The organism is Rhizobium sp. A37_96 (assembly GCF_053521765.1).
In genome coordinates, this window is record NZ_JBNWDS010000013.1 from 30,309 (window position 1) to 49,148 (window position 18,840).

Below are 18,840 nucleotides of genomic sequence, written 5' to 3' on the forward strand. Positions count from 1 at the left end.
CGTGACATACCGGCGACGTTTCACCATCTTGGGCTGTTCATCGTCGCCGGGCGTTCCCCGCATCACCGGCGACTGGGGTGATTGCGATCCCAAGAACCCGAAGAACCGGCGCACGCGTGCGGCATTTCTCATTGAACAGATCGCGCCGGACGGCGGCATCACCACAGTCGTCATCGATACAGGGCCGGATTTCCGCGAACAGATGATCCGCGCCGGCGTCAGCGCCATCGACGCGGTGCTCTACACCCACGCCCATGCCGACCATATTCACGGCATCGACGATCTGCGCGGTTACTTCCATGTCTCGCATGAGCTCATTCCGATCTACGCCGATCGGCCGACGATGGACCGCATTCGCGAAGGCTTTCGTTACTGTCTGGAAACGCCGCCGGGCAGCAGCTATCCACCGATCGTCCGGCCGGTGCTGATCGAAAATCTCGAAAAAAGCTTCACGATCGACGGGGCAGGCGGCCCGATCCGTTTCTGGCCTCACAAGCAGCTGCACGGCGATATCCATTCCCTCGGCTTTCGCATCGGCAAACTCGCTTACTGTAGCGATATCAGCGACTTCCCGCCTGAATCGGTGGAAAAAGTTCAAGACCTTGACACCTTGATTATCGACGCCCTGCAGTATCGCCCGCATCCAAGCCATCTGTCGCTGGAGCAATCGCTTGGCTGGATCGAGCGCTTGCGTCCGAAACATGCCATCTTGACCCACATGCATACGCCGCTCGATTATGAGACCGTGCTGGCTGAAACGCCCGATCATGTCGAGCCGGCCTACGATCAGATGCAGATCGAACTCGACGTGGAGGATGACGATCTATGAGCGAAGATATCAGGAAGCTGTCCAGCCTGGAGCGCGTCGAGCTTGCCGCGCGCACGCTGGGGCTCGACATCTCGATCAAGCGTATGGAGCAATCGACACGGACGGCGGAGGAAGCAGCCAAGGCGGCAGGCTGCGCCGTCGGGCAGATCGTCAAGTCTCTGGTGTTCGTCGATGCCGGAACACACGCGCTGACACTGCTGCTCGTTTCCGGCGCCCATAACGCCGATACGGCTTATATCGCAGCGACTTACGGGATTCGCCTGAAGCGGGCCGATATCGATCGCGTCCGCGACGAAACCGGCTTTGCCATCGGTGGCGTCGCACCGATCGGCCATCTCGTGGATCTTCCTGTTTTCATGGATGAGAGCCTTTTGACCTATGATCAGGTCTGGTGCGCAGCCGGGCGTCCGGACAGCATTTTCTCCTGCAATCCGACGCTGCTGGCGGAAAAGATCGCGGCGAAGGTAATCCGCATCAAGGCAAGCTGAAGGAAGCAACCTAGAAATCCGGCCGGCGATAAAGGCCGGGCTGCTGCGTCCTTCGGATCGTCATGCCGATGCAAAGGAGGACGCGATGAAAGAGCCTTCAGGCAAGAAGCGAACCGATGCCGCTTCCAGGGTAATCAGAGCAACGCCGCAAGCAATCTTTGAGGCATTCGTCGATCCGGAGACATTGATCTCCTGGCTTCCGCCAAAAAGCATGACGGGACGCATCCTTGCTTTCGAGCCGCATCAGGGCGGCGACTATCGACTGGCGCTGACCTATGATGTCCCGGATCATTCGACCCCGGGAAAATCCTCAGCGCATACCGATATCGTTTCCGGCCGGTTCCTCGAGATCATTCCCGACGAACGTATCATTCAGGCGGTGGATTTCGAATCCGAGGACGCGGCATTCGCCGGGACGATGCTCATGACATGGTCTTTGGCTGAAGTGCCGTTGGGCACGAATGTGACGATAGTCTGCGAGAATGTACCGTCTGGCATCAGCAAGGAAGACCATGACGAGGGGTTGAGATCGACACTCGACAATCTCGCCAACTATCTGGAATAAAGGACGAAATTGTCGTTCTTTGCCCTAGGCTGCAATGCGCTTTAGTTCCATAATCTATCTTATCTGATTTTTCTTGTAGCGGGGGTACATTCTATTTCCAAGTGCGACATGCGAATGATACCAATGGGTTGTCACTCGCAAGGAAGACGCAATGGAACGTACCTACTCCCAGATTGGATTGGACGAACGCCGTAGGATTGCTTTGCTGGAGAATGGCATGGGCGCCGGTAAAAATCAGTTCGCAGAACTCTGCTTGGCTGCGTCTGTCGATACCGTGGCTGTCGTTGCTGCCGGCGCCAGATAGGTGTCCAGGAGGCTTGCCATCTTGTCGTCGCGAATTTCGGCGGTCTTTTCGCCTATGACCACGCCGACGACGCGGCGGCCGCCTCTGGTTGCTGACGTCACGAGATTGTAGCCGGAAGCATCGGTATAGCCGGTCTTGATGCCGTCGGCGCCGGCATAACGATACATCAGGTTGTTATGGCCGCGCAGCTTCATGCCGCGGAACTTGATGCCGCGCATCGAAAACAGCTTGAACTCCTCAGGGAAGTCGCGCATCAGCGCAACGCCGAGGGTAGCCATGTCACGGGCCGTCGTGACCTGCTCCGGATCCGGCAGGCCGGAAGCATTCTTGAAAACGGTATTGCTCATGCCGAGCTTGTGAGCCTTATCGGTCATCATCTTGCCGAAGGCGTCCTCGGTGCCGCCCAGTTGTTCGCCGATCGCTACGGCCGCATCATTGGCCGACAGGACGACGATGCCCTCGACGGCTTCGCGCACGGTGACCTTGCGGCCGACGCCGACGGCCAGCTTGAACGGCTCCTTGCCCTCGGCATTCGCCGACATGGTCAACTTCTGATCCCATTTGAGCTTGCCGCCATGCAGCGCTTCGAAAGCGAGATAGAGCGTCATCATCTTGGTCAACGACGCCGGATAGTTCAGCTCGTCCTGGTTCGATGCCTCCAGCGCCTGGCCGCTATGCACGTCCACGACATAACTTGCCTGACCGGCCTGCGCTATCGAAAGACTGCCCAAAAGAGAGGCGGCCGAGAGTGCCGCGGTGAGGAGCAAGGAAGTTGTCTTGAGCATGGAACTCTATCTGGTCACTCTGGATCGACGATCCGGATGGAAGGCGGGCAAGCGGCCGGAGACGCCGCTGGATTTGGAAGGCGATGGATCAGACAAATCTATGGCGGAAAGAAGAACGATGCCACAAAAAGGACTATGGGAAGCCAGCCAGTTTTGTCCAGTGACATAAATGCCGCGTACCGGCGGAAGCCGGCTGTCAGTCCAGTATTCCAGTCCCTGCCCTGTTGCGATCGTCATGCCAACGGTAGGCAGCGCTCTGGACATATCGCGGGAGCGTCTGCGTTCTCTAGTCCCAGAACCACGACTTGCTGACTTCCGCGCGCGCCTCGCGGCGCGTCATGCCGATATCGCGAAGCTGATCGTCGGTCAGATCACGCAAATCCCATCGTGTTTCGCGCTTCTGGAGATAGGCCAGGCATCTCGCTAGCGCTCTCCGCAGAAATCCTAGTTCTCGCCGGCCCCTGCCCGCAGTCGCCGCCGCCAGCACCGGCCGGTCGATATCGATTGTCATGTTCGTACTCCTTAGGCTCGCATCAACACGGCCTCAGGATGCACTGGCGTTAGCAGCGAATGAAGCTTATGATATTTATACAATCCATAAGGAATTCTTCTGTTGCTCAATCTGGATCAACTCGCCGCATTCCTCAGCGTGGTCGATCTCGGCAGCTTCACGGCCGCTGCCGACAAGGCCGGGCTGACGCAACCAGCCGTCAGCCTTCAGGTGAAACTTCTCGAACAACGCCTCGGCGTGAAATTGATCGAGCGCGTGGGGCGGCGCGCGCAGGCCTCGCCGGCCGGACTTGAGCTGATTGCCCACGCCCGCCGTATCGTCGAAGCCTGCTCCGTGGCGGAGGAGGCGATGACACCCTATCGCGAGGGATCGGTCGGCCGCGTGCGGATCGGCAGCGGCGGCACGGCATCGATCCATCTGCTGCCCCGCGCCATCGCGATCGCAAAAAAGCGGATGCCTGATCTCGAGATCATCGTCCGTATCGGCAATATTGACGAGATTCTGCGCGATCTCGAAGCCAATGCGCTGGATCTGGCGGTGGTGACCCTGCCCGCCGCCGGCCGTTCCCTCGAGGTCGAACCATTCCACGACGACGAGCTTCTGGCCGTGGCGCCGAAGGGAAGCGTGATGCCGGATGGCGGGCCGGATGCGGAATTCATGAAAGGCAAGACGCTGTTGCTATACGAAGGCGGCAACACGCGTCGCGCCACCAACGAATGGTTCGAGGAAGCTGGGATTCGTCCCGAGCCAGCCATGGAGTTCGGAAGCGTCGAAGCGATCAAGGAGCTGGTGGCGGCCGGCCTCGGATGGTCCGTCCTCCCGGAGATGGCGCTGAGGCGCGACACGTCGGACCTGCTGGTCACATCGCCGCTCCGGCCGAAACTCGTTCGACAACTCGGCATGGTATTGCGCCGCGACAAGCATCTCACGAAAGGCCTTCGCGAAATCATGAAATCGCTTCGCGAATTTCAGACGACCGGACATGCGATGTGACCTCGGCGGGACGCTTGCCGAACACCCCCTCGGTCAGTTCTCCTGTTTGAGCCGCTTGCGGCGCTCGATCTCCTCTTGAGACGGATCCGGGCCAACGAAAGAGCCTGTCCTCACCGGCCCATCCGGCTGATAGGTCGCAAAGATGACACCGGTCGGAGACGACCAGGTATGCAGCAGTTTCATCGCCGCGGGAACCGCTCCGCCGGCGAACAGCTTCTTGCCGCCACCCAGGACGAGCGGAAATATCATCAGTTTGAATTCGTCGATCAGTCCGTGGCGCAACAGGGTCTGGATGAGATCGCCGCTGCCCTGGATGAGGAGATCCGGCCCCTCGCCTGCCTTCAGCTCATTGATCGCCGCGACGACATCCTTGCCGAGAGACTGACTCTTGTTCCATTTCAGCGTGGCATCGCTGTGTGTCGCAACATATTTGGTGGTGTTGTAAAGCTATTGGCAATCGGATCATCGCCTTCGACATAGGGCCAAAAGGCGGCGAAAATTTCATAGGTCTTGCGCCCCAGCAGTAGATCGAATGGCTTTTCGAACACTTCGAAGAGCGTCTTGCCGGTTTCCTCATCGGAATAAGGGAATACCCAGCCGCCATGCCCGAACCCGCCGGTCGGATCCTCATCCGGACCGCCAGGTGCCTGCATGACGCCGTCGAGGCTGATGAATGTGGCTGCGATCACCTTGCGCATGATATCCTCCGTGCTCTGGCCTGGTGCCCGAAGGACGTCTCGCCGACTTCGATCCCGACATGTCATCGATTATTTTTTGAACACGCAATCTAACGTTCTCGTTGGACTTGTGACCAATTGACCCTTGAACCTCGCCACGGAATCGGCAAAATTCATCCTATCAATACTTTCCCTGAGATACGAACCCGTCTGCGGGCCCGCCTCATTTAAACATGCCTGGATAAAAGCGTGAGCAGCGATTCTTCAAGAAGCGCCGCGAAGTCATTGACTTCGCGCGCACATGTCAATGCGGTCGGCTGGGGGCAAGGCCTGTCCACGATCGTTCGAATCACCCATATGACGCTGCGCCACCCTTGGCAGACAAGCTTCGCCATAGGGGCAACCTTTGTAGCTGCAACGTTGCAGTTGACGATCCCCCGACTGTTGGGACGTGCCGTCGATCAAACGCAGACAGCGGTTGCCGGCGGTGCGGCCGGGCATGTCGCCGAAAATGCGCTGATGACGACCGCGCTGCTTCTGCTGGTGGTCAGCATCCTGCGCGGCTTGTTCACGATGGTCCAGAACTACTACAGCGAGTCCGTCGGCCACCACATGGGCTATGAGCTGAGGCTCGCCTGCTACGAAAAGATCCAGCAGCTCTCCTTCAGCTTCCACGACAAGGTCCATTCCGGCGATCTCATCACGGTCGGCCTGCTCGATCTTGAAGGCGTGCGCATGTATTTCTCCACGGCGCTCGTGCGCATGTTGCTGCTGAGCATGCTGATCGGCGTCGGCGCCTACATGCTGCTCTCGACCGATGTCGCGCTCGGCCTGCTGGCCTTGAGCTTCGTTCCCTTCGTCGCCTGGCGCTCTTCCGTCACGCAGCTGCGGTTGCGCTCGACATGGCTCGATCTGCAGGAACGCCTTTCGGTCCTGACGCGCGTGATGGAGGAAAATCTCGGCGGCATCCGCGTCGTGCGCGCTTTCGCCGCACAGGCGCACGAAATCCTGAAGTTCGACCGCGCCTCGCACAACGCGCTTGAACTCGCCCACAAGCGAGTGGGCATCCGCGTCGTCAATACCAGCGCCATGAACCTCTCCTTCTTCGCATCGATGGGGCTTGTGCTCTGGCTCGGCGGCCTCAAGGTCATTGGCGGCGAAATCAGCGTCGGCACCCTCGCCTCGTTCCTGACCTTCATGACCATTCTGCAGATGCCGGTGCGGCAGCTCGGCCTGATGGTGAACGCCTTCGCGCGCGCATCGACCTGCGGTTCGCGCCTGTTTGCGCTGCTGGACCTGGATATCCCCATCAAGGACGCTCCGGATGCCAAACCGCTCGTCGTGACGGATGGCACGCTGCGTTTCGAGAATGTCGGCTTCAGCTATCCGGGGTCGGAAAAGCGACCGGTGCTGACGAACATCTGTTTCGAGGCAAGGCGTGGCGAGACGATAGGGATCGTCGGGCCGCCGGGCAGCGGCAAATCCACCATCGCGCATCTCATTCCGCGCTTCTACGACGTCACGGCCGGGCAGATCACCATAGACGGCCAGGATATCCGCAAGGCAACGCTGCAATCGCTGCGGCAGAACGTTGCCGTGGTGCAGCAGGATTCCTTCCTGTTCACGACGAGCATCGAGAACAATATCGCCTACGGCGACCCCTGGGCGAAAGAAACCCGCATCGAACGGGCGGCGGAATCGGCGCAGTTGCACAACTACATCCTCGGCCTGCCGGCCGGCTATACCACAGTCGTCGGCGAGCGCGGCGTGTCGCTATCCGGCGGCCAGCGACAGCGCCTGACGATCGCCCGCACATTGATGCTGAAGCCGGCCGTGATGGTATTCGACGATTCGACGGCGGCGATCGACGCCGCGACGGAGCAGCGCATCCGCAGCGCCATGAAGCGCTTTGCGCGAGATCGGGTGACATTGATCGTCGCCCACCGGCTGAGTTCGCTGATGCATGCCGACCAGATCCTGTTCATCGAGGATGGCGAGATCGTCGAGCGCGGCACCCACGAGCAGCTCCTGGCCGCTGGGGGGCGGTACAAGGCGCTTTATGATCTGCAGGTTCGCCCGGAGGACGATGTCGTCAAGACATCCGGCGACAGGCTCGAAAGGGCCAAGAGGGAGGTTTGACAATGTCGGAAATCACCGAAACCGAGCGCAACGATGTGCGCGAGGACGGTCGTCGCCCTCCCCGCGCGGTGGTCGGTTCGCATCGCGTCGAAGAGGAAATCTTCGGCAAGGTCTTTGACACCAAGATCATTCGCCGCATCTGGGCCTTCGTCAGCCCCTATCGCCGGCAGATCTATATTTCGGTCGTGGCCGTGCTGCTGTTCACGGCGTCACAGATCGTCATCCCGCTGGTCATCCGTCATGCGATCGACAATGCCATGGCCCCGGGCGCGATAGACTACTCGGCGCTCTGGCTGTCGCTGGGGATCTTCGGAGCGGCGATCCTCGTCAACTACGGCGCGAGCTACGTGCAGGAGACCTATGTCGGCGAGGTCGCCGAAGAAGTGCTGTTCGATATACGCCGGGCGATGTTCGCCCATCTGCAGCGCGTTTCACTGTCCTTCATGGACAAGACGGAGGTCGGACGGTTGATGTCGCGCTTGCAGGGCGACGTTAACTCCATGCAGGAATTCCTTGAAACGTCTGTGCTTTCGGTCGGCGATATCGCCCTGCTTTTCGGCATCGTCATCGTCATGTTGTCGCTCGATTTCCGGCTCGGGCTGCTGACGCTGTCCGTCATGCCGATCCTGTTCATCGTCCGGCTGTTCTGGCTGCCGAAGGCGCGCGTCGCCTTCATGAACGCGCATGAAACGAACTCCGTCACCAACGGCGCGCTGGCGGAAGCGATCCATGGCGTGCGCGCCGTACAGGGCATGCATCGGCAAGGGGTCAACTTCTCGCTCTTCGACGACAAGGCGCACGCCAACCTCGAAGCGCATCTGACTGCGGCACGCTATGCCCAGATCATGGTGCCGATCGTCGATACGCTGACCGGCATGGCCATGGCGATCGTCATCATCGTCGGCGGCTCGATGGTTCTGAACCATAAGCTTGATGTCGGCATCATGGTCGCCTTCCTGTTCTACATTCAGCGTTTCTTCGACCCGATCCGCTCGCTGACGATGCAGTATTCGGTCATGCAGCGCGCCATGGCTTCCGGCCAGCGCTTGACCGAAGTGCTGGATGTTCCGATCGACATCAAGGATGCTCCCGATGCCAGGGAGCTTTCGCCCGATATGGACGGCTCGGTCGAGTTCCGCGATGTGGTCTTCGGCTACAATCCCAAGCATCCCGTGCTCAAGAATGTCAGCTTCAAGGTCAATCCCGGGGAAACCGTGGCGCTGATCGGCCCGACCGGCTCGGGCAAATCCAGCTCCATGGCTCTCATCCATCGTTTCTACGACGTGCAGGAAGGCCAGGTGCTGGTCGGCGGTCACGACGTTCGGTCTCTCACCCAGGATTCGCTCGGCCGGCAGGTCGCCATGGTGCTGCAGGAGCCGTTCCTCTTCACCGGCACCGTGCTGGAGAACATTCGCTACAACAAGGCAGAGGCGACGCGCGAGGAAAGCGTCGAAGCCGCCAAGGCGGTCGGCGCACATGAGTTCATCATGCGCCTGCCCGATGGCTACGACACCGTTCTCGGCGAGCGCGGCGGTGGCCTTTCGCTGGGCCAACGTCAGCTCGTCAGCTTTGCGCGCGCCCTCGTCGCGGACGCGAAGATCCTTGTGCTCGACGAAGCCACGGCGAATATCGACAGCTACACGGAGATGCTGATCCAGAAGGCGCTGGTCAAGCTGCTCGAAGGCCGCACCGGCCTCGTCATCGCCCATCGCCTTGCCACCATCCGCGAGGCCGACCGCATCATCGTGCTGCAAAACGGCCAGCTTCTCGAAAGCGGCAACCACAATCAGCTCATGGCCAACGGCAAGCTCTATTCGAAGCTCTACAATCTCAACTATGCTTCCTTCGACGATATTCCGGAGGAGGAAGTGTCGGCTTCGGTGCCGGCGGAATCGCAGACTTGAGCTGATTGGAAAGTATCCGTTCAAAACAGAATAGCGACAAGCCGGGGAAGCATGGATGCCGGACATTGCGATGGGTGCCCTTACTCTGAACGGAACCGTTCTGCTTGCGAGGCGAGGCCCCAGGCGCAAAGTGCACCCGGATCGCTGGAGTCTTCCAGGCGGGCATGTCGAGCATGGCGAAGACGCCGAGACAGCGATGCGGCGAGAACTGACGGAAGAGATAGGCGTTACGCCGGAGCACTGGCGGCTGGTTGGGAAATTCGTCTCGGAAGGCCAGACCGAGGCATCCGCTGCGTTCCATGTCTACCACATCGATCAATGGCGCGGCTGTCCGCGCCTTATCGACGACGAACATACCGAGCAGAGATGGTTTACCGCCGCCGCGATAGAGTGCGAGGACGAGTTGTCGCCGCCTCAGCTTCGTGAGCTGCTCGGGAATTTAGTCACGCGCGGGGGAGCGGAGCCCGCTTAAGCCTCACGGTGACTATGACGTCACACCGGAATATGTGCCCCCGAGCGCGGTTGGTGGAATAGGTTTCCGCCATCCGTAGATTCTTGCGAGCAATTCGAGAATGCGTTCTACGATCTCGATCCTGCCGTTACCCATCTGGCCGAAATCGCAAGCCAATCGCGAAATATCCAAGCGAGAACAACCGCGTTGCAGCTCCTCAATAGTAACTTGCATCATGATAGTTACTCGTGCTACTTGCCCTATCCATGCAAAGAACCAGCTTCAGCGCCTTCAAATGTCCAGCCGCCCGAGCGCTTGAAAGCGTTGGCGACTGGTGGAGCATCCTGATCCTGCGGGATGCCCTTCAGGGGTTGAGCCGGTTCGATGAGTTCCAGAGGAATCTCGGCGTCGCGCCGAACATCCTGACGCGTCGCCTCAAGCATCTGACCGATGAAGGTCTGTTCGAACGGCGCCTCTATCATGAACGGCCGCCGCGCTACGAATATGTGCTGACCGACAAGGGCCGGGATTTCTTCCCCGTGCTGATGGCGCTCTTCACCTGGGGCAACCGGCATTTGCCGCCGGAACAGGTCGCCATGCGGCTTGCAGACGCCAATACCGGGGAAGATCGCGACCCGCTTCTCATCGACCGTGTCACCGGCCGCACCTTTCAGCCCGAAGACACGATCCTCGTGCCGGGGCCGGCGGCCGACGATACCGTTCATGAACGGATCGCCCAAATGAAGGCATGGTTTCTGGGCTTCGACGCCTGACCGAATAGGAGCAAGATATGGATCGTATCGTCGTCACCGGCATGGGACTGGTTTCTCCCTTGGGCGTCGGTGTGAATGCAAGCTGGAGACGGCTGATCGAGGGACGCTCGGGCCTCAGGCTGTTGCCTGAGGAGACGACCGGCGATCTCGCCGCCAAGGTTGGCGGTGTTGTTCCCGATATTTCAGAGGATGCGGAAGCCGGCTTCGAGGTCGACCGCTACGTGCCGGTCAAGGATCAGAAGAAGATGGATCGCTTCATCCTCTTGGCCATGGCAGCTGCCGAGGAAGCGATCCTTCAGGCGGGCTGGCAGCCGACGGAAGTCAACGATCTGGAGCGCACGGCTACGATCATTGCATCGGGCGTCGGTGGCTTTCCTGCCATCGCCGATGCGGTGCGCACGGCCGAAACGCGCGGAGTCAGACGACTGTCGCCTTTCACCATCCCGTCCTTCCTCGTCAATCTCGCGGCAGGCCAGGTCAGTATCCGCTACGGCTACAAGGGGCCGCTCGGGGCGCCGGTCACGGCTTGCGCCGCCAGTGTCCAGGCAATCGGCGACGCCGCGCGATTGATCCGTGCCGGTGAGGCCGACATCGCCATCTGCGGCGGTGCGGAAGCCTGCATCGACAAGGTGAGCCTCGGCGGCTTCGCCGCGGCGCGCGCACTCTCGACGGGCTTCAGCAATCGACCGGAGGAGGCCTCCCGTCCCTTCGACAATGCCCGCGACGGCTTCGTCATGGGCGAAGGCGCCGGCATGCTCGTTATCGAGACCCTGGAGCACGCGCTCGCCCGCGGCGCAACGCCACTTGCGGAGCTCGTCGGCTACGGCACCGCCGCCGATGCCTATCACATGACCGCCGGACCGGAAGATGGCGACGGCGCGCGTCGGGCCATGCTTGCCGCCCTTTCCCAAGCCCGGATCTCACCGGCCGACGTCAAGCATCTGAACGCCCATGCCACATCGACGCCGGTCGGCGACCGTGGCGAGATGGAAGCCATCAAGACCGTCTTCGGCCGCGACGGCGCCATTGCGGTCAGCGGCACGAAGGCGGCCACTGGCCATCTTCTGGGTGCGGCCGGCGGCATGGAAGCGATCTTCACCATCATGGCGCTGCGAGACCAGATCGCCCCGCCGACGCGCAATCTGCAGGATCCGGATCCCGCAGCCGCAGGGATCGATATCGTCGGCGCGAGCGCGCGGCCGATGGCCATGGACTATGCGATTACCAACGGTTTCGGTTTTGGCGGCGTCAATGCCAGCGCCCTCTTCCGGCGCTGGCAGTAATCGCTTCTACCGAAGCGTAAAGCGCGCTATCCTACGGTCATATGGCTGGGGTTGGACATGCGCGCTTTTTTGATAGCCGCTTTTCTCTGCTGCATCGCCTTCGCACCGGCCGCTCGAGCGGAAGATCCGGTGCAGACGGCGCAGAGCCTCATTGAGCAGCAGATCCAAGCGTTTCTGCACAATGACGCGGCGACGGCCTATTCCTTCGCCGCCCCCGGCATCAAGGCGCTTTTCCCGGACAAGGACAGCTTTTTCTCCATGGTGAAGAAGAGCTACCAGCCGGTCTATCACCCCGGAAACTATGCCTTCGGCAAGAGCCGCGCGATCGACAATGGCGCCGTCGTCTATCAGGAGGTACTGATCACAGGCACCGACGACAAGGACTGGACGGCGATCTATCAGATCATCCGGCAGCCGGACGGCAGCTACAAGATCAACGGCGTGCAGATTCTCCCCAAAGCGGCAAGCGAAGGTATCTGAGCGGGTAGCCACACATCGATACGAAAACAGCGCGCCTCTCGGGGAGAAACGCGCCGTTCAAAGGGCTCGGCCAAGTCTCTTAGCCGCGAATCCTGAGGGAGTTTCCTGCAGGGCTGTTGCCGTCGAATTCGGGACGCGGCTGCGGGATCGCTATAACCGACGGTGGCACCAACGGATTGGCAAACGTGTTTTCATCCGAGATCGGCCCCGAAATCGCCATGGAGGTCGGCGCCGGCGTCGGGATGGGAACAGCAGCCGGTATGACGACGGTGGTTGCCGGCATCATCACCGTCGGGTTAGAGACGGGCGTAAAAGCGGCAACGGAAGAAGCCGGTTGCTCCGGCTGCGTTTCCGGCAAGACGAACGGAGATTGCGACGCGCCTTGCGTCGACACATAGTTCATCGCAACCTCGTAAGCCGGAAGCGGCGCAGGCGTCTGCAGCTCGCCATCCCGGCCACGCTTCTCGTAGAATGCGTTCCCGCCAGCATAAGCGACATAATGCATATTATCGTACGGGAATCTCAGCCCCTCGGTATGAAAGAACATGGCGTCCTTCACCTGGGGATGCCGCTCGCCACGCAGGAGGGCCGAAGCCGCCACCTCAAGATCCGGCTTTGCCTGATCCTTGACTTCCCTGGTCATCACGCCCGGAGCGAACTGCTTTTCCTGGGAGACAACGCCGCAGATGGTGGGCGGATAGGCACCGGAGGTCAGCCGGTTCATGACGACCGTTCCGACGGCCATGTAACCGCCGGAATCAGAGCGTTCCGACTCGAAATACATCGCGCGCTCGAGACAGTCCTTGTCCTTCGTGGTGTAATTATAAGTCACCTTCGCACCACGAATAGGCTTCGTGGTATTGCGGGGGGCGGGTGCTGTCTTCTGCGTCGTCGTACAGCCCGTGGCTGCCAGGCCAACAATCAATAGCCCCGAAAGACATGTCCCGAATTTGCGTTGCGCCCTCAACGGCAAGTGCCTCCTATTTTCGGTAGTACAGCCCTTATCGATAAAGAAAATGCGTTTTAACCGGATTTTTTTGAAATTCCAAGCGTCACGCAATCAAATCAGCCAATGAGGTTCATCAAAGGCGGATGGACCGTTTATTCCGATTCGCTATTTTTCCCAATGCTTTATTGTTACGAAGCTCATTTCGAGACACGACCGAAGACAGAGATTGCCTGAGGCAAGCCTGTTTCAGCCGGCTCGAAACGATGTCCGTCAAAGGTAGCAATCAATCGATAATAAAAGATTTACCACGCGGCTTAACCGCTTGGACGCCATCCCACTTCGATGAGGATTCGCCCCGGCGCGAAGCAATAGAACAGCCATCCGCCACGCATGGCAGCCGGTGGGTGCGCGATCTCGCAGCCCGCCGCCCTAACCCGCTCGTACTGTGCGTCGACTGCCTCGCGGGAGGGCAATATGAAGCCGATGTGATAGGTATTGCGGCCGACAGCGACGGTGTCGGCTCCGCCGAATTTCTCGATGGCATGGCTGACGACCAGTTCAAGCCCGGCATCGTCACGCAATATCGCTAGGCCATTTGTACCCCGCGTCTCGACCTCGCTCAAGCCGAACGCGGAAACGAAGAAATCCCGCGTCGCCGCGACATCGGGCACATGCAGATCCAGGTGGTTCAATCTCATGACAGCTCCAGAGGCTTTCCCGCGGAGACATGTCGGTCAAACACCCACGTCAACGCGGGACACTCGGCCACTATGGCCAAATTCCGCGTCGTGGGTTCTCACGCCAATAGCGTGGAGCAGAGCTTCCGAATGGAAGAGGTCGGGCTTACCGAAACCGACCCTGCCTTTTTCGACGATTTGCGATACCGCGAAATCGCCTCGCAGACAAGCAAACGCGGGCTCGGTGCTCGCTTATGTTGGCTATCAAACCGGCTCGAGGTCGCCCCTCGCCCAGTTTTCCTGCGTTTCGGCCATGAAATCGGCGAAACGACCCTCGGCGATCGACTGGCGGATGCCCTGCATCAGTTCCTGGTAGTAGGCGAGATTGTGCCAGGAAAGCAGCATGCCGCCGAGAGCCTCGTTGGCGCGGACGAGATGATGCAAGTAGGCGCGCGAGTAGTCCCGCGAGGCCGGGCAATTGGATTGCTCGTCCAGCGGGCGCATATCCTCGGCATGGCGGGCGTTGCGGATATTCACCTTGCCGCGACGCGTGAAGGCCAGTCCGTGGCGGCCTGAACGGGTCGGCATCACGCAATCGAACATGTCGATGCCACGGGCGACGGACTTCAGGATGTCGTCCGGGGTGCCAACGCCCATCAGATAGCGCGGCTTATCCCTCGGCAGCTCGGGCAGCGTGATCTCCAGCATACGCAGCATGACCTCCTGCGGCTCGCCGACAGCAAGACCGCCGACCGCGTAGCCCTTAAGATCCATGCCGCTCAGCGCCTGTGCGGAACGCACACGCAGCTCCGGAACATCCCCGCCCTGGACGATGCCGAACATTGCCTTGCCCGGCTGATTGCCGAAGGCCACCTTGCAGCGCTCAGCCCAACGCAACGACATTTCCATGGCGCGCTCGATGTCCTTCGGCGTCGCCGGCAGGGCGACGCACTCGTCGAGCTGCATCTGGATGTCGGAACCGAGCAGCCCTTGAATCTCGATCGATCGCTCCGGCGACATGTGATGCAGGCTGCCGTCGACATGCGACTTGAAGGTGACGCCCTGCTCGTCCAGCTTTCGCAGGCCGGAGAGAGACATCACCTGGAAGCCGCCGGAATCGGTCAGGATCGGATACGGCCAGCGGATCAGCTCATGCAGGCCGCCGAGACGGGCGACACGCTCGGCGGTCGGGCGCAACATCAGATGGTAGGTATTGCCGAGAATGATATCGGCGCCGGTTTCGCGCACCTGGTCGAGATACATGGCCTTGACGGTGCCGACGGTGCCAACGGGCATGAAGGCCGGCGTGCGGATCGTGCCGCGCGGCATGGAGACTTCGCCGAGGCGGGCGCCGCCATCGGTCTTCTTCAATTGAAACTGAAAGCTCTCGCTCATATCGTTCTAGTCTTTCCGGTGGAGCAGGCTGCCATCGCCATAGGAATAGAAGCGATAGCCCGTCTCGATAGCATGGGTATAGGCCGCGCGCATCGTATCGAGGCCGGCGAAGGCCGATACGAGCATGAACAGTGTCGAGCGCGGCAGGTGGAAATTGGTCATCAGCATATCCACGGCCTTGAAGCGGTAGCCGGGCGTGATGAAGATGCCCGTGGCGCCCTGCCAAGGCTGGATAGTGCCATCATCGGCGGCGGCACTTTCGATCAAACGCAGCGACGTCGTTCCAACGCAGACGATGCGCCCGCCCCTTGCCTTGACGGCATTGAGCTTGTCTGCCGTCACAGCATCGACATGGCCAATCTCGAAATGCATCTTGTGGTCGTCCGTGTCGTCGGCCTTGACCGGCAGGAACGTGCCGGCGCCGACATGCAGCGTCACGAAATGCCGCTCGACGCCCATGGCATCGAGTGCCGCAAACAGCGACGGAGTGAAATGCAGCCCGGCGGTCGGTGCTGCAACGGCACCCTCTTCGCGGGCATAGATCGTCTGGTAGTCGGCGCGGTCGCGGTCGTCTTCCGGCCGCTTGGCCGCGATATAGGGCGGCAGAGGGATATGCCCCACAGCGGCGATCGCCTCATCCAGAGCAGGACCGGACAGATCGAACCGGAGAGTGATCTCTCCGCCCTCGCCCTTTTCCTCGACCGTGGTATCGAGCGAACCGAGCGCGCAGACATTTTCGCCGTGGCCGAACTGGATGCGGTCGCCGATCTTGATGCGCTTGCCCGGCCTGGCAAACGCCTTCCAGCGATCGGGGGCGGCGCGCATGTGCAGGGTCGCGGAGACCTGTTGACCGGGCGCGCCCTCGCGATGGCGGATGCCTTCAAGTTGCGCCGGTATCACCTTGGTATCGTTGAAAACCATGGCATCGCCGGGGCGCAGGAAGGATGGCAGGTCCCGCACCTGATGGTCGCTCAGCGTGCTTGTGCCGTTGTTCGGATCGACGACGAGCAGGCGCGCGCTGTCGCGCGGTTCTGCGGGCCTGAGCGCGATACGCTCCTCCGGCAAATCGAAATCGAAAAGGTCAACACGCATTCAATTCATCCAGGCAAAGCGAAACCCGCCCCCACGCCAAAAGCGCAAGAGGCGGGTTTCAGGAATAATCACGATCAGACGTCGGCGGCAACCCGAGCGGATACGATCGAGTCCGGATCCTTCACCGGCTCGCCGCGCTTGATCTGGTCGACGAAATCCATGCCGGAGATGACCTGACCCCAGACGGAATACTGCTTGTTCAGCCAGGGAGCATCGGCAAAGCAGATGAAGAACTGCGAGTTGGCCGAGTTCGGGTTCTGCGAACGCGCCATCGAGCAGGTGCCGCGAATATGCGAGGTCGCGGAGAATTCGGCCTTCAGGTCCGGCTTGGACGAGCCGCCCATGCCGGCACGGCCTGGATTGAAGGTTTCGCTGCCCTGCTTGCCGAACTGAACGTCGCCGGTCTGGGCCATGAAGCCGTCGATGACGCGATGGAAGACGACGCCGTCATAGGCCTTCTCGCGTGCGAGTTCCTTGATGCGGGCGACATGCTCCGGGGCGACCTGCGGCAGAAGCTGAATGACAACCTGGCCCTTGGTGGTTTCCAGGATGAGGGTGTTTTCCGGGTCCTTGATCTCAGCCATGTTCGTTTCCTTGTTCTCTCTGTTTGGTTGCGCATGTTTCCCCGAACGGCTTTGCACCTTGCGGGATCATGCAACTTGCCTCGGCATGATCCTATCCAAAAACCGCGTCGCGTTCCTTGGGATCATACCTGTGAAATCACTTCTTGGTGACGGTGACCTTGATCATCCGGTCCGGCTTGCTCACTTCGCCGTTCTGGCCTTCGCCGCGCTTGATCTTGTCGACGAATTCCATGCCGGAGATGACCTTGCCGACGACCGTGTACTGGCCGTTCAGGAAATCGCCGTCAGCGAACATGATGAAGAACTGCGAATTGGCCGAGTTCGGATCCTGGGCACGCGCCATGCCGACGGTGCCGCGCTGGAACGGGACCTTGGAGAATTCGGCCGGAAGGTTGGGCAAATCGGAACCGCCGGTGCCGGCCTTGTTCGGATCGAAGCCCTTCGTCGCATTCCCGTACTGGACGTCGCCGGTCTGGGCCATGAAGCCGTCGATGACGCGATGGAAGACGACGTTGTCGTAAGCGCCCTTCTTCGCCAGCGCCTCGATCTGCGCGACATGCTTCGGAGCCACTTCGGGCATAAGCTGAATGACGACCGGACCGTCCTTGAGCTGGATGGTCAGCAGGTCTTCGGCCGATGCCGACAATGCGCTGCCCGCGAAGGCAGCAAGGCTCAGGAATCCAGCCAATGCAATATGAAAGAGTTTCATGGGTGCTCCGTTCGGAAATGGATTTCAGCTCAGCCCTTGGGGCCGGCCACATCTTTGAGTTTGCCAGTCAGGGCGTCCAGAACCGCTGACGGCACGAAGGCGCTCACATTGCCGCCCATCGATGCGATCTGCCGCACCAATGTGGCGGTTATGGGCCGCGAGGCTGTACCGGCGGGCAGAAACAGCGTCTGTATATCCGGCGCCATCTGCCTGTTCATGCCGGCCATCTGCATTTCATAATCGAGATCCGTACCGTCCCGCAGGCCGCGCACCAGCAAGGTCGCGCCATGGGCACGGGCGGCATCCACCACGAGATTGTCGAAGGCGACGACGGATATATCGCCCGCCTTCTGCGGCAGAGCCTCGGCGAGCGACTTCTTGATCAGCTCGGCACGCTCCTCGAAAGAGAAAAGCGGCTTCTTGCCAGGGTGAATGCCAATCGCCACGATCACCTTGGAGGCGACGTTCAACGCCTGAACGAGGACATCCAAGTGTCCGTTTGTCATCGGGTCGAAAGATCCGGGATAAAAGGCTGTCGTCATACCAGGCCGGCTCGTTGTTTCGACGCCTTTTGTCATGGATGAGGCCGCATCGCAAGTCATTTGCAACCCGGAGACCGCCTCTGAACGCTGGATGAACGCGACGTTCAAGCCTGTTTCAGCTCGGCAGTGCTTTAACTGGCCTCAACATCGAAACGGGCCCGGTTCAGCGGCTCGCGGGTCTCGGCTCCAAGGAAATCATGCCATGCTCGTCTTCATCATCGCAGGCGCCATCATCGGTTCATTTTTCATTGAATATCTCGTTCATCTTTTTGCAGACAACTATGAGATCGAATGGGATTCTGCCGAAAAAATCAGCAAAGACATCGATTTTGCCCAAGAAATCGCCACCGCCATGCGCAGGACGCATCGCGAATCTGAACGCCAGATGAACAAGGCATTCAAGGTCGCTTCAGGCGGCCATTGCTAGATAGCTCTCAATATCGGCGGAACCATTTATGAACCGCTGCGTTTACAGTCCGAACTCAGATTTGCACATTGCGGCAAGAAGGAAGAAGAGTATGCCCGACAAGATCACCCTCATTAACGTTGTTTGGATGGCCATGATTTCGGGAATGCTTGCAGCAACCGTTGCGCTTTACGATCAGAAACCCGACCAGTCGAAGATCTACGGTCCCTTTGCTTCGGCTCGTCCCTTCGTTGCCTCGAGCCAGTATTAAGGGATCTGAACGCTAGTCCCACCAAAGGAGGGA

General features: G+C 60.1%; 22 protein-coding genes and 1 pseudogene. 13 read left to right on the forward strand and 10 right to left on the reverse strand.

Translation table 11 applies throughout. From position 1 onward, the window contains the following. Nucleotide 1: 1 nt before the first annotated feature. The 3 genes from ACQZ6J_RS25440 (at nucleotide 2) to ACQZ6J_RS25450 (ending at nucleotide 1,882) form a co-directional block, all read left to right on the forward strand. Nucleotides 2-829, forward strand: a complete 828-nt coding sequence (locus ACQZ6J_RS25440; protein WP_163985776.1) for an MBL fold metallo-hydrolase — start codon at nucleotides 2-4, stop codon at nucleotides 827-829. After that, the gene (locus ACQZ6J_RS25445) at nucleotides 826-1,317 is read left to right on the forward strand and encodes a YbaK/EbsC family protein (protein ID WP_163985777.1); all 492 of its coding nucleotides are present in this window, start codon (nucleotides 826-828) and stop codon (nucleotides 1,315-1,317) included. The genes ACQZ6J_RS25440 and ACQZ6J_RS25445 overlap by 4 nt, the downstream gene beginning before the upstream one ends. 85 nt (nucleotides 1,318-1,402) lie before the next feature. Beyond that, entirely contained in the window at nucleotides 1,403-1,882 is a 480-nt protein-coding gene (locus ACQZ6J_RS25450; protein WP_449086167.1) for an SRPBCC family protein, read from the forward strand. A 234-nt stretch (nucleotides 1,883-2,116) separates the two neighbouring features. On the opposite strand, the gene ACQZ6J_RS25455 is transcribed toward ACQZ6J_RS25450, so the two are convergent. Beyond that, a complete protein-coding gene (locus ACQZ6J_RS25455) occupies nucleotides 2,117-2,971 on the reverse strand; it encodes a D-alanyl-D-alanine carboxypeptidase family protein (RefSeq protein ID WP_449086168.1) in 855 nt (284 codons plus the stop codon). Between ACQZ6J_RS25455 and ACQZ6J_RS25460 the strand changes: the two genes are divergently transcribed. After that, a complete protein-coding gene (locus ACQZ6J_RS25460; RefSeq protein ID WP_163985780.1) occupies nucleotides 2,970-3,140 on the forward strand; it encodes a hypothetical protein in 171 nt (56 codons plus the stop codon). The two genes, ACQZ6J_RS25455 and ACQZ6J_RS25460, sit on opposite strands and share 2 nt — an antisense overlap. A 117-nt stretch (nucleotides 3,141-3,257) precedes the next feature. Here ACQZ6J_RS25460 and ACQZ6J_RS25465 read toward each other — a convergent pair whose 3' ends face one another. Continuing rightward, the gene (locus ACQZ6J_RS25465; RefSeq protein WP_449086169.1) at nucleotides 3,258-3,482 is read right to left on the reverse strand and encodes a DUF1127 domain-containing protein; all 225 of its coding nucleotides are present in this window, start codon (nucleotides 3,480-3,482) and stop codon (nucleotides 3,258-3,260) included. A 102-nt stretch (nucleotides 3,483-3,584) separates the two neighbouring features. Here ACQZ6J_RS25465 and ACQZ6J_RS25470 point away from each other — a divergent pair, with 102 nt between their 5' ends. Beyond that, nucleotides 3,585-4,475, forward strand: a complete 891-nt coding sequence (locus tag ACQZ6J_RS25470; RefSeq protein ID WP_449086170.1) for a LysR family transcriptional regulator — start codon at nucleotides 3,585-3,587, stop codon at nucleotides 4,473-4,475. 33 nt (nucleotides 4,476-4,508) lie between these two features. Here the strand turns inward: ACQZ6J_RS25470 and ACQZ6J_RS25475 are convergent. Continuing rightward, nucleotides 4,509-5,173: pseudogene (locus tag ACQZ6J_RS25475) on the reverse strand (dihydrofolate reductase family protein). A gap of 336 nt (nucleotides 5,174-5,509) precedes the next feature. Between ACQZ6J_RS25475 and ACQZ6J_RS25480 the strand changes: the two are divergent. From ACQZ6J_RS25480 to ACQZ6J_RS25505, 6 genes are all read left to right on the forward strand, one after another. Further along, entirely contained in the window at nucleotides 5,510-7,291 is a 1,782-nt protein-coding gene (locus ACQZ6J_RS25480) for an ABC transporter ATP-binding protein (RefSeq protein WP_246725723.1), read from the forward strand. Nucleotides 7,292-7,293: 2 nt separating this feature from the next. After that, a complete protein-coding gene (locus tag ACQZ6J_RS25485; protein WP_449086171.1) occupies nucleotides 7,294-9,195 on the forward strand; it encodes an ABC transporter ATP-binding protein in 1,902 nt (633 codons plus the stop codon). A gap of 55 nt (nucleotides 9,196-9,250) precedes the next feature. After that, a complete protein-coding gene (locus ACQZ6J_RS25490; protein WP_449086172.1) occupies nucleotides 9,251-9,667 on the forward strand; it encodes an NUDIX hydrolase in 417 nt (138 codons plus the stop codon). Between the two features lie 245 nt (nucleotides 9,668-9,912). Then, nucleotides 9,913-10,419 (forward strand): winged helix-turn-helix transcriptional regulator, encoded by a 507-nt coding sequence (locus ACQZ6J_RS25495; protein ID WP_449086173.1) that lies wholly within the window; start codon nucleotides 9,913-9,915, stop codon nucleotides 10,417-10,419. 17 nt (nucleotides 10,420-10,436) lie between these two features. Next, nucleotides 10,437-11,702 carry a beta-ketoacyl-ACP synthase II gene (gene fabF / locus ACQZ6J_RS25500; protein ID WP_449086174.1) on the forward strand — a complete coding sequence of 422 codons (1,266 nt, stop codon included), beginning with the start codon at nucleotides 10,437-10,439 and terminating at the stop codon, nucleotides 11,700-11,702. Nucleotides 11,703-11,759: 57 nt separating this feature from the next. Further along, on the forward strand, nucleotides 11,760-12,182 hold the full coding sequence (locus ACQZ6J_RS25505; protein WP_449086175.1) for a DUF4864 domain-containing protein: 423 nt from the start codon (nucleotides 11,760-11,762) through the stop codon (nucleotides 12,180-12,182). Nucleotides 12,183-12,261: 79 nt separating this feature from the next. Here ACQZ6J_RS25505 and ACQZ6J_RS25510 read toward each other — a convergent pair whose 3' ends face one another. The 7 genes from ACQZ6J_RS25510 to coaD all read right to left on the reverse strand — a co-directional run bounded on the left by ACQZ6J_RS25510 (nucleotide 12,262) and on the right by coaD (nucleotide 18,130). Next, a complete protein-coding gene (locus ACQZ6J_RS25510) occupies nucleotides 12,262-13,149 on the reverse strand; it encodes a cell wall hydrolase (protein ID WP_449086297.1) in 888 nt (295 codons plus the stop codon). Nucleotides 13,150-13,445: 296 nt separating this feature from the next. Continuing rightward, the gene (locus tag ACQZ6J_RS25515; protein WP_163985789.1) at nucleotides 13,446-13,829 is read right to left on the reverse strand and encodes a VOC family protein; all 384 of its coding nucleotides are present in this window, start codon (nucleotides 13,827-13,829) and stop codon (nucleotides 13,446-13,448) included. Nucleotides 13,830-14,072: 243 nt separating this feature from the next. Beyond that, a complete protein-coding gene (tgt, locus tag ACQZ6J_RS25520; RefSeq protein WP_449086176.1) occupies nucleotides 14,073-15,203 on the reverse strand; it encodes a tRNA guanosine(34) transglycosylase Tgt in 1,131 nt (376 codons plus the stop codon). A gap of 6 nt (nucleotides 15,204-15,209) precedes the next feature. Then, nucleotides 15,210-16,295, reverse strand: a complete 1,086-nt coding sequence (gene queA, locus ACQZ6J_RS25525) for a tRNA preQ1(34) S-adenosylmethionine ribosyltransferase-isomerase QueA (protein ID WP_449086177.1) — start codon at nucleotides 16,293-16,295, stop codon at nucleotides 15,210-15,212. 74 nt (nucleotides 16,296-16,369) lie between these two features. Beyond that, nucleotides 16,370-16,879: a peptidylprolyl isomerase gene (locus tag ACQZ6J_RS25530; RefSeq protein ID WP_163985792.1), complete on the reverse strand. Its 510-nt coding sequence runs from the start codon at nucleotides 16,877-16,879 to the stop codon at nucleotides 16,370-16,372. A 136-nt stretch (nucleotides 16,880-17,015) separates the two neighbouring features. Beyond that, complete coding sequence (locus ACQZ6J_RS25535) at nucleotides 17,016-17,588, reverse strand: peptidylprolyl isomerase (protein ID WP_163985793.1); 573 nt, start codon at nucleotides 17,586-17,588, stop codon at nucleotides 17,016-17,018. A 29-nt stretch (nucleotides 17,589-17,617) separates the two neighbouring features. After that, nucleotides 17,618-18,130, reverse strand: a complete 513-nt coding sequence (coaD, locus tag ACQZ6J_RS25540) for a pantetheine-phosphate adenylyltransferase (protein WP_163985794.1) — start codon at nucleotides 18,128-18,130, stop codon at nucleotides 17,618-17,620. A 202-nt stretch (nucleotides 18,131-18,332) separates the two neighbouring features. On the opposite strand from coaD, the gene ACQZ6J_RS25545 reads away from it, so the two are divergent. Together ACQZ6J_RS25545 and ACQZ6J_RS25550 are read left to right on the forward strand one after the other, a co-directional pair. Beyond that, nucleotides 18,333-18,557 (forward strand): hypothetical protein, encoded by a 225-nt coding sequence (locus ACQZ6J_RS25545; protein ID WP_163985795.1) that lies wholly within the window; start codon nucleotides 18,333-18,335, stop codon nucleotides 18,555-18,557. A 91-nt stretch (nucleotides 18,558-18,648) separates the two neighbouring features. Beyond that, complete coding sequence (locus tag ACQZ6J_RS25550; RefSeq protein ID WP_015339886.1) at nucleotides 18,649-18,807, forward strand: hypothetical protein; 159 nt, start codon at nucleotides 18,649-18,651, stop codon at nucleotides 18,805-18,807. Nucleotides 18,808-18,840: the final 33 nt, after the last annotated feature.

Bases quoted from the DNA above. Each gene is read 5' to 3' on its own strand.
- ACQZ6J_RS25445 (WP_163985777.1), top strand. From the start codon at position 826: ATGAGCGAAGATATCAGGAAGCTGTCCAGCCTGGAGCGCGTCGAGCTT.
- ACQZ6J_RS25450 (WP_449086167.1), top strand. From the start codon at position 1,403: ATGAAAGAGCCTTCAGGCAAGAAGCGAACCGATGCCGCTTCCAGGGTA.
- ACQZ6J_RS25460 (WP_163985780.1), top strand. From the start codon at position 2,970: ATGGAACTCTATCTGGTCACTCTGGATCGACGATCCGGATGGAAGGCG.
- ACQZ6J_RS25455 (WP_449086168.1), bottom strand. From the start codon at position 2,971: ATGCTCAAGACAACTTCCTTGCTCCTCACCGCGGCACTCTCGGCCGCC.
- ACQZ6J_RS25465 (WP_449086169.1), bottom strand. From the start codon at position 3,482: ATGACAATCGATATCGACCGGCCGGTGCTGGCGGCGGCGACTGCGGGC.
- ACQZ6J_RS25480 (WP_246725723.1), top strand. From the start codon at position 5,510: ATGACGCTGCGCCACCCTTGGCAGACAAGCTTCGCCATAGGGGCAACC.
- ACQZ6J_RS25485 (WP_449086171.1), top strand. From the start codon at position 7,294: ATGTCGGAAATCACCGAAACCGAGCGCAACGATGTGCGCGAGGACGGT.
- ACQZ6J_RS25490 (WP_449086172.1), top strand. From the start codon at position 9,251: ATGCCGGACATTGCGATGGGTGCCCTTACTCTGAACGGAACCGTTCTG.
- ACQZ6J_RS25495 (WP_449086173.1), top strand. From the start codon at position 9,913: ATGCAAAGAACCAGCTTCAGCGCCTTCAAATGTCCAGCCGCCCGAGCG.
- fabF (WP_449086174.1), top strand. From the start codon at position 10,437: ATGGATCGTATCGTCGTCACCGGCATGGGACTGGTTTCTCCCTTGGGC.
- ACQZ6J_RS25505 (WP_449086175.1), top strand. From the start codon at position 11,760: ATGCGCGCTTTTTTGATAGCCGCTTTTCTCTGCTGCATCGCCTTCGCA.
- ACQZ6J_RS25515 (WP_163985789.1), bottom strand. From the start codon at position 13,829: ATGAGATTGAACCACCTGGATCTGCATGTGCCCGATGTCGCGGCGACG.
- tgt (WP_449086176.1), bottom strand. From the start codon at position 15,203: ATGAGCGAGAGCTTTCAGTTTCAATTGAAGAAGACCGATGGCGGCGCC.
- queA (WP_449086177.1), bottom strand. From the start codon at position 16,295: ATGCGTGTTGACCTTTTCGATTTCGATTTGCCGGAGGAGCGTATCGCG.
- ACQZ6J_RS25530 (WP_163985792.1), bottom strand. From the start codon at position 16,879: ATGGCTGAGATCAAGGACCCGGAAAACACCCTCATCCTGGAAACCACC.
- ACQZ6J_RS25535 (WP_163985793.1), bottom strand. From the start codon at position 17,588: ATGAAACTCTTTCATATTGCATTGGCTGGATTCCTGAGCCTTGCTGCC.
- coaD (WP_163985794.1), bottom strand. From the start codon at position 18,130: ATGACGACAGCCTTTTATCCCGGATCTTTCGACCCGATGACAAACGGA.
- ACQZ6J_RS25545 (WP_163985795.1), top strand. From the start codon at position 18,333: ATGCTCGTCTTCATCATCGCAGGCGCCATCATCGGTTCATTTTTCATT.
- ACQZ6J_RS25550 (WP_015339886.1), top strand. From the start codon at position 18,649: ATGCCCGACAAGATCACCCTCATTAACGTTGTTTGGATGGCCATGATT.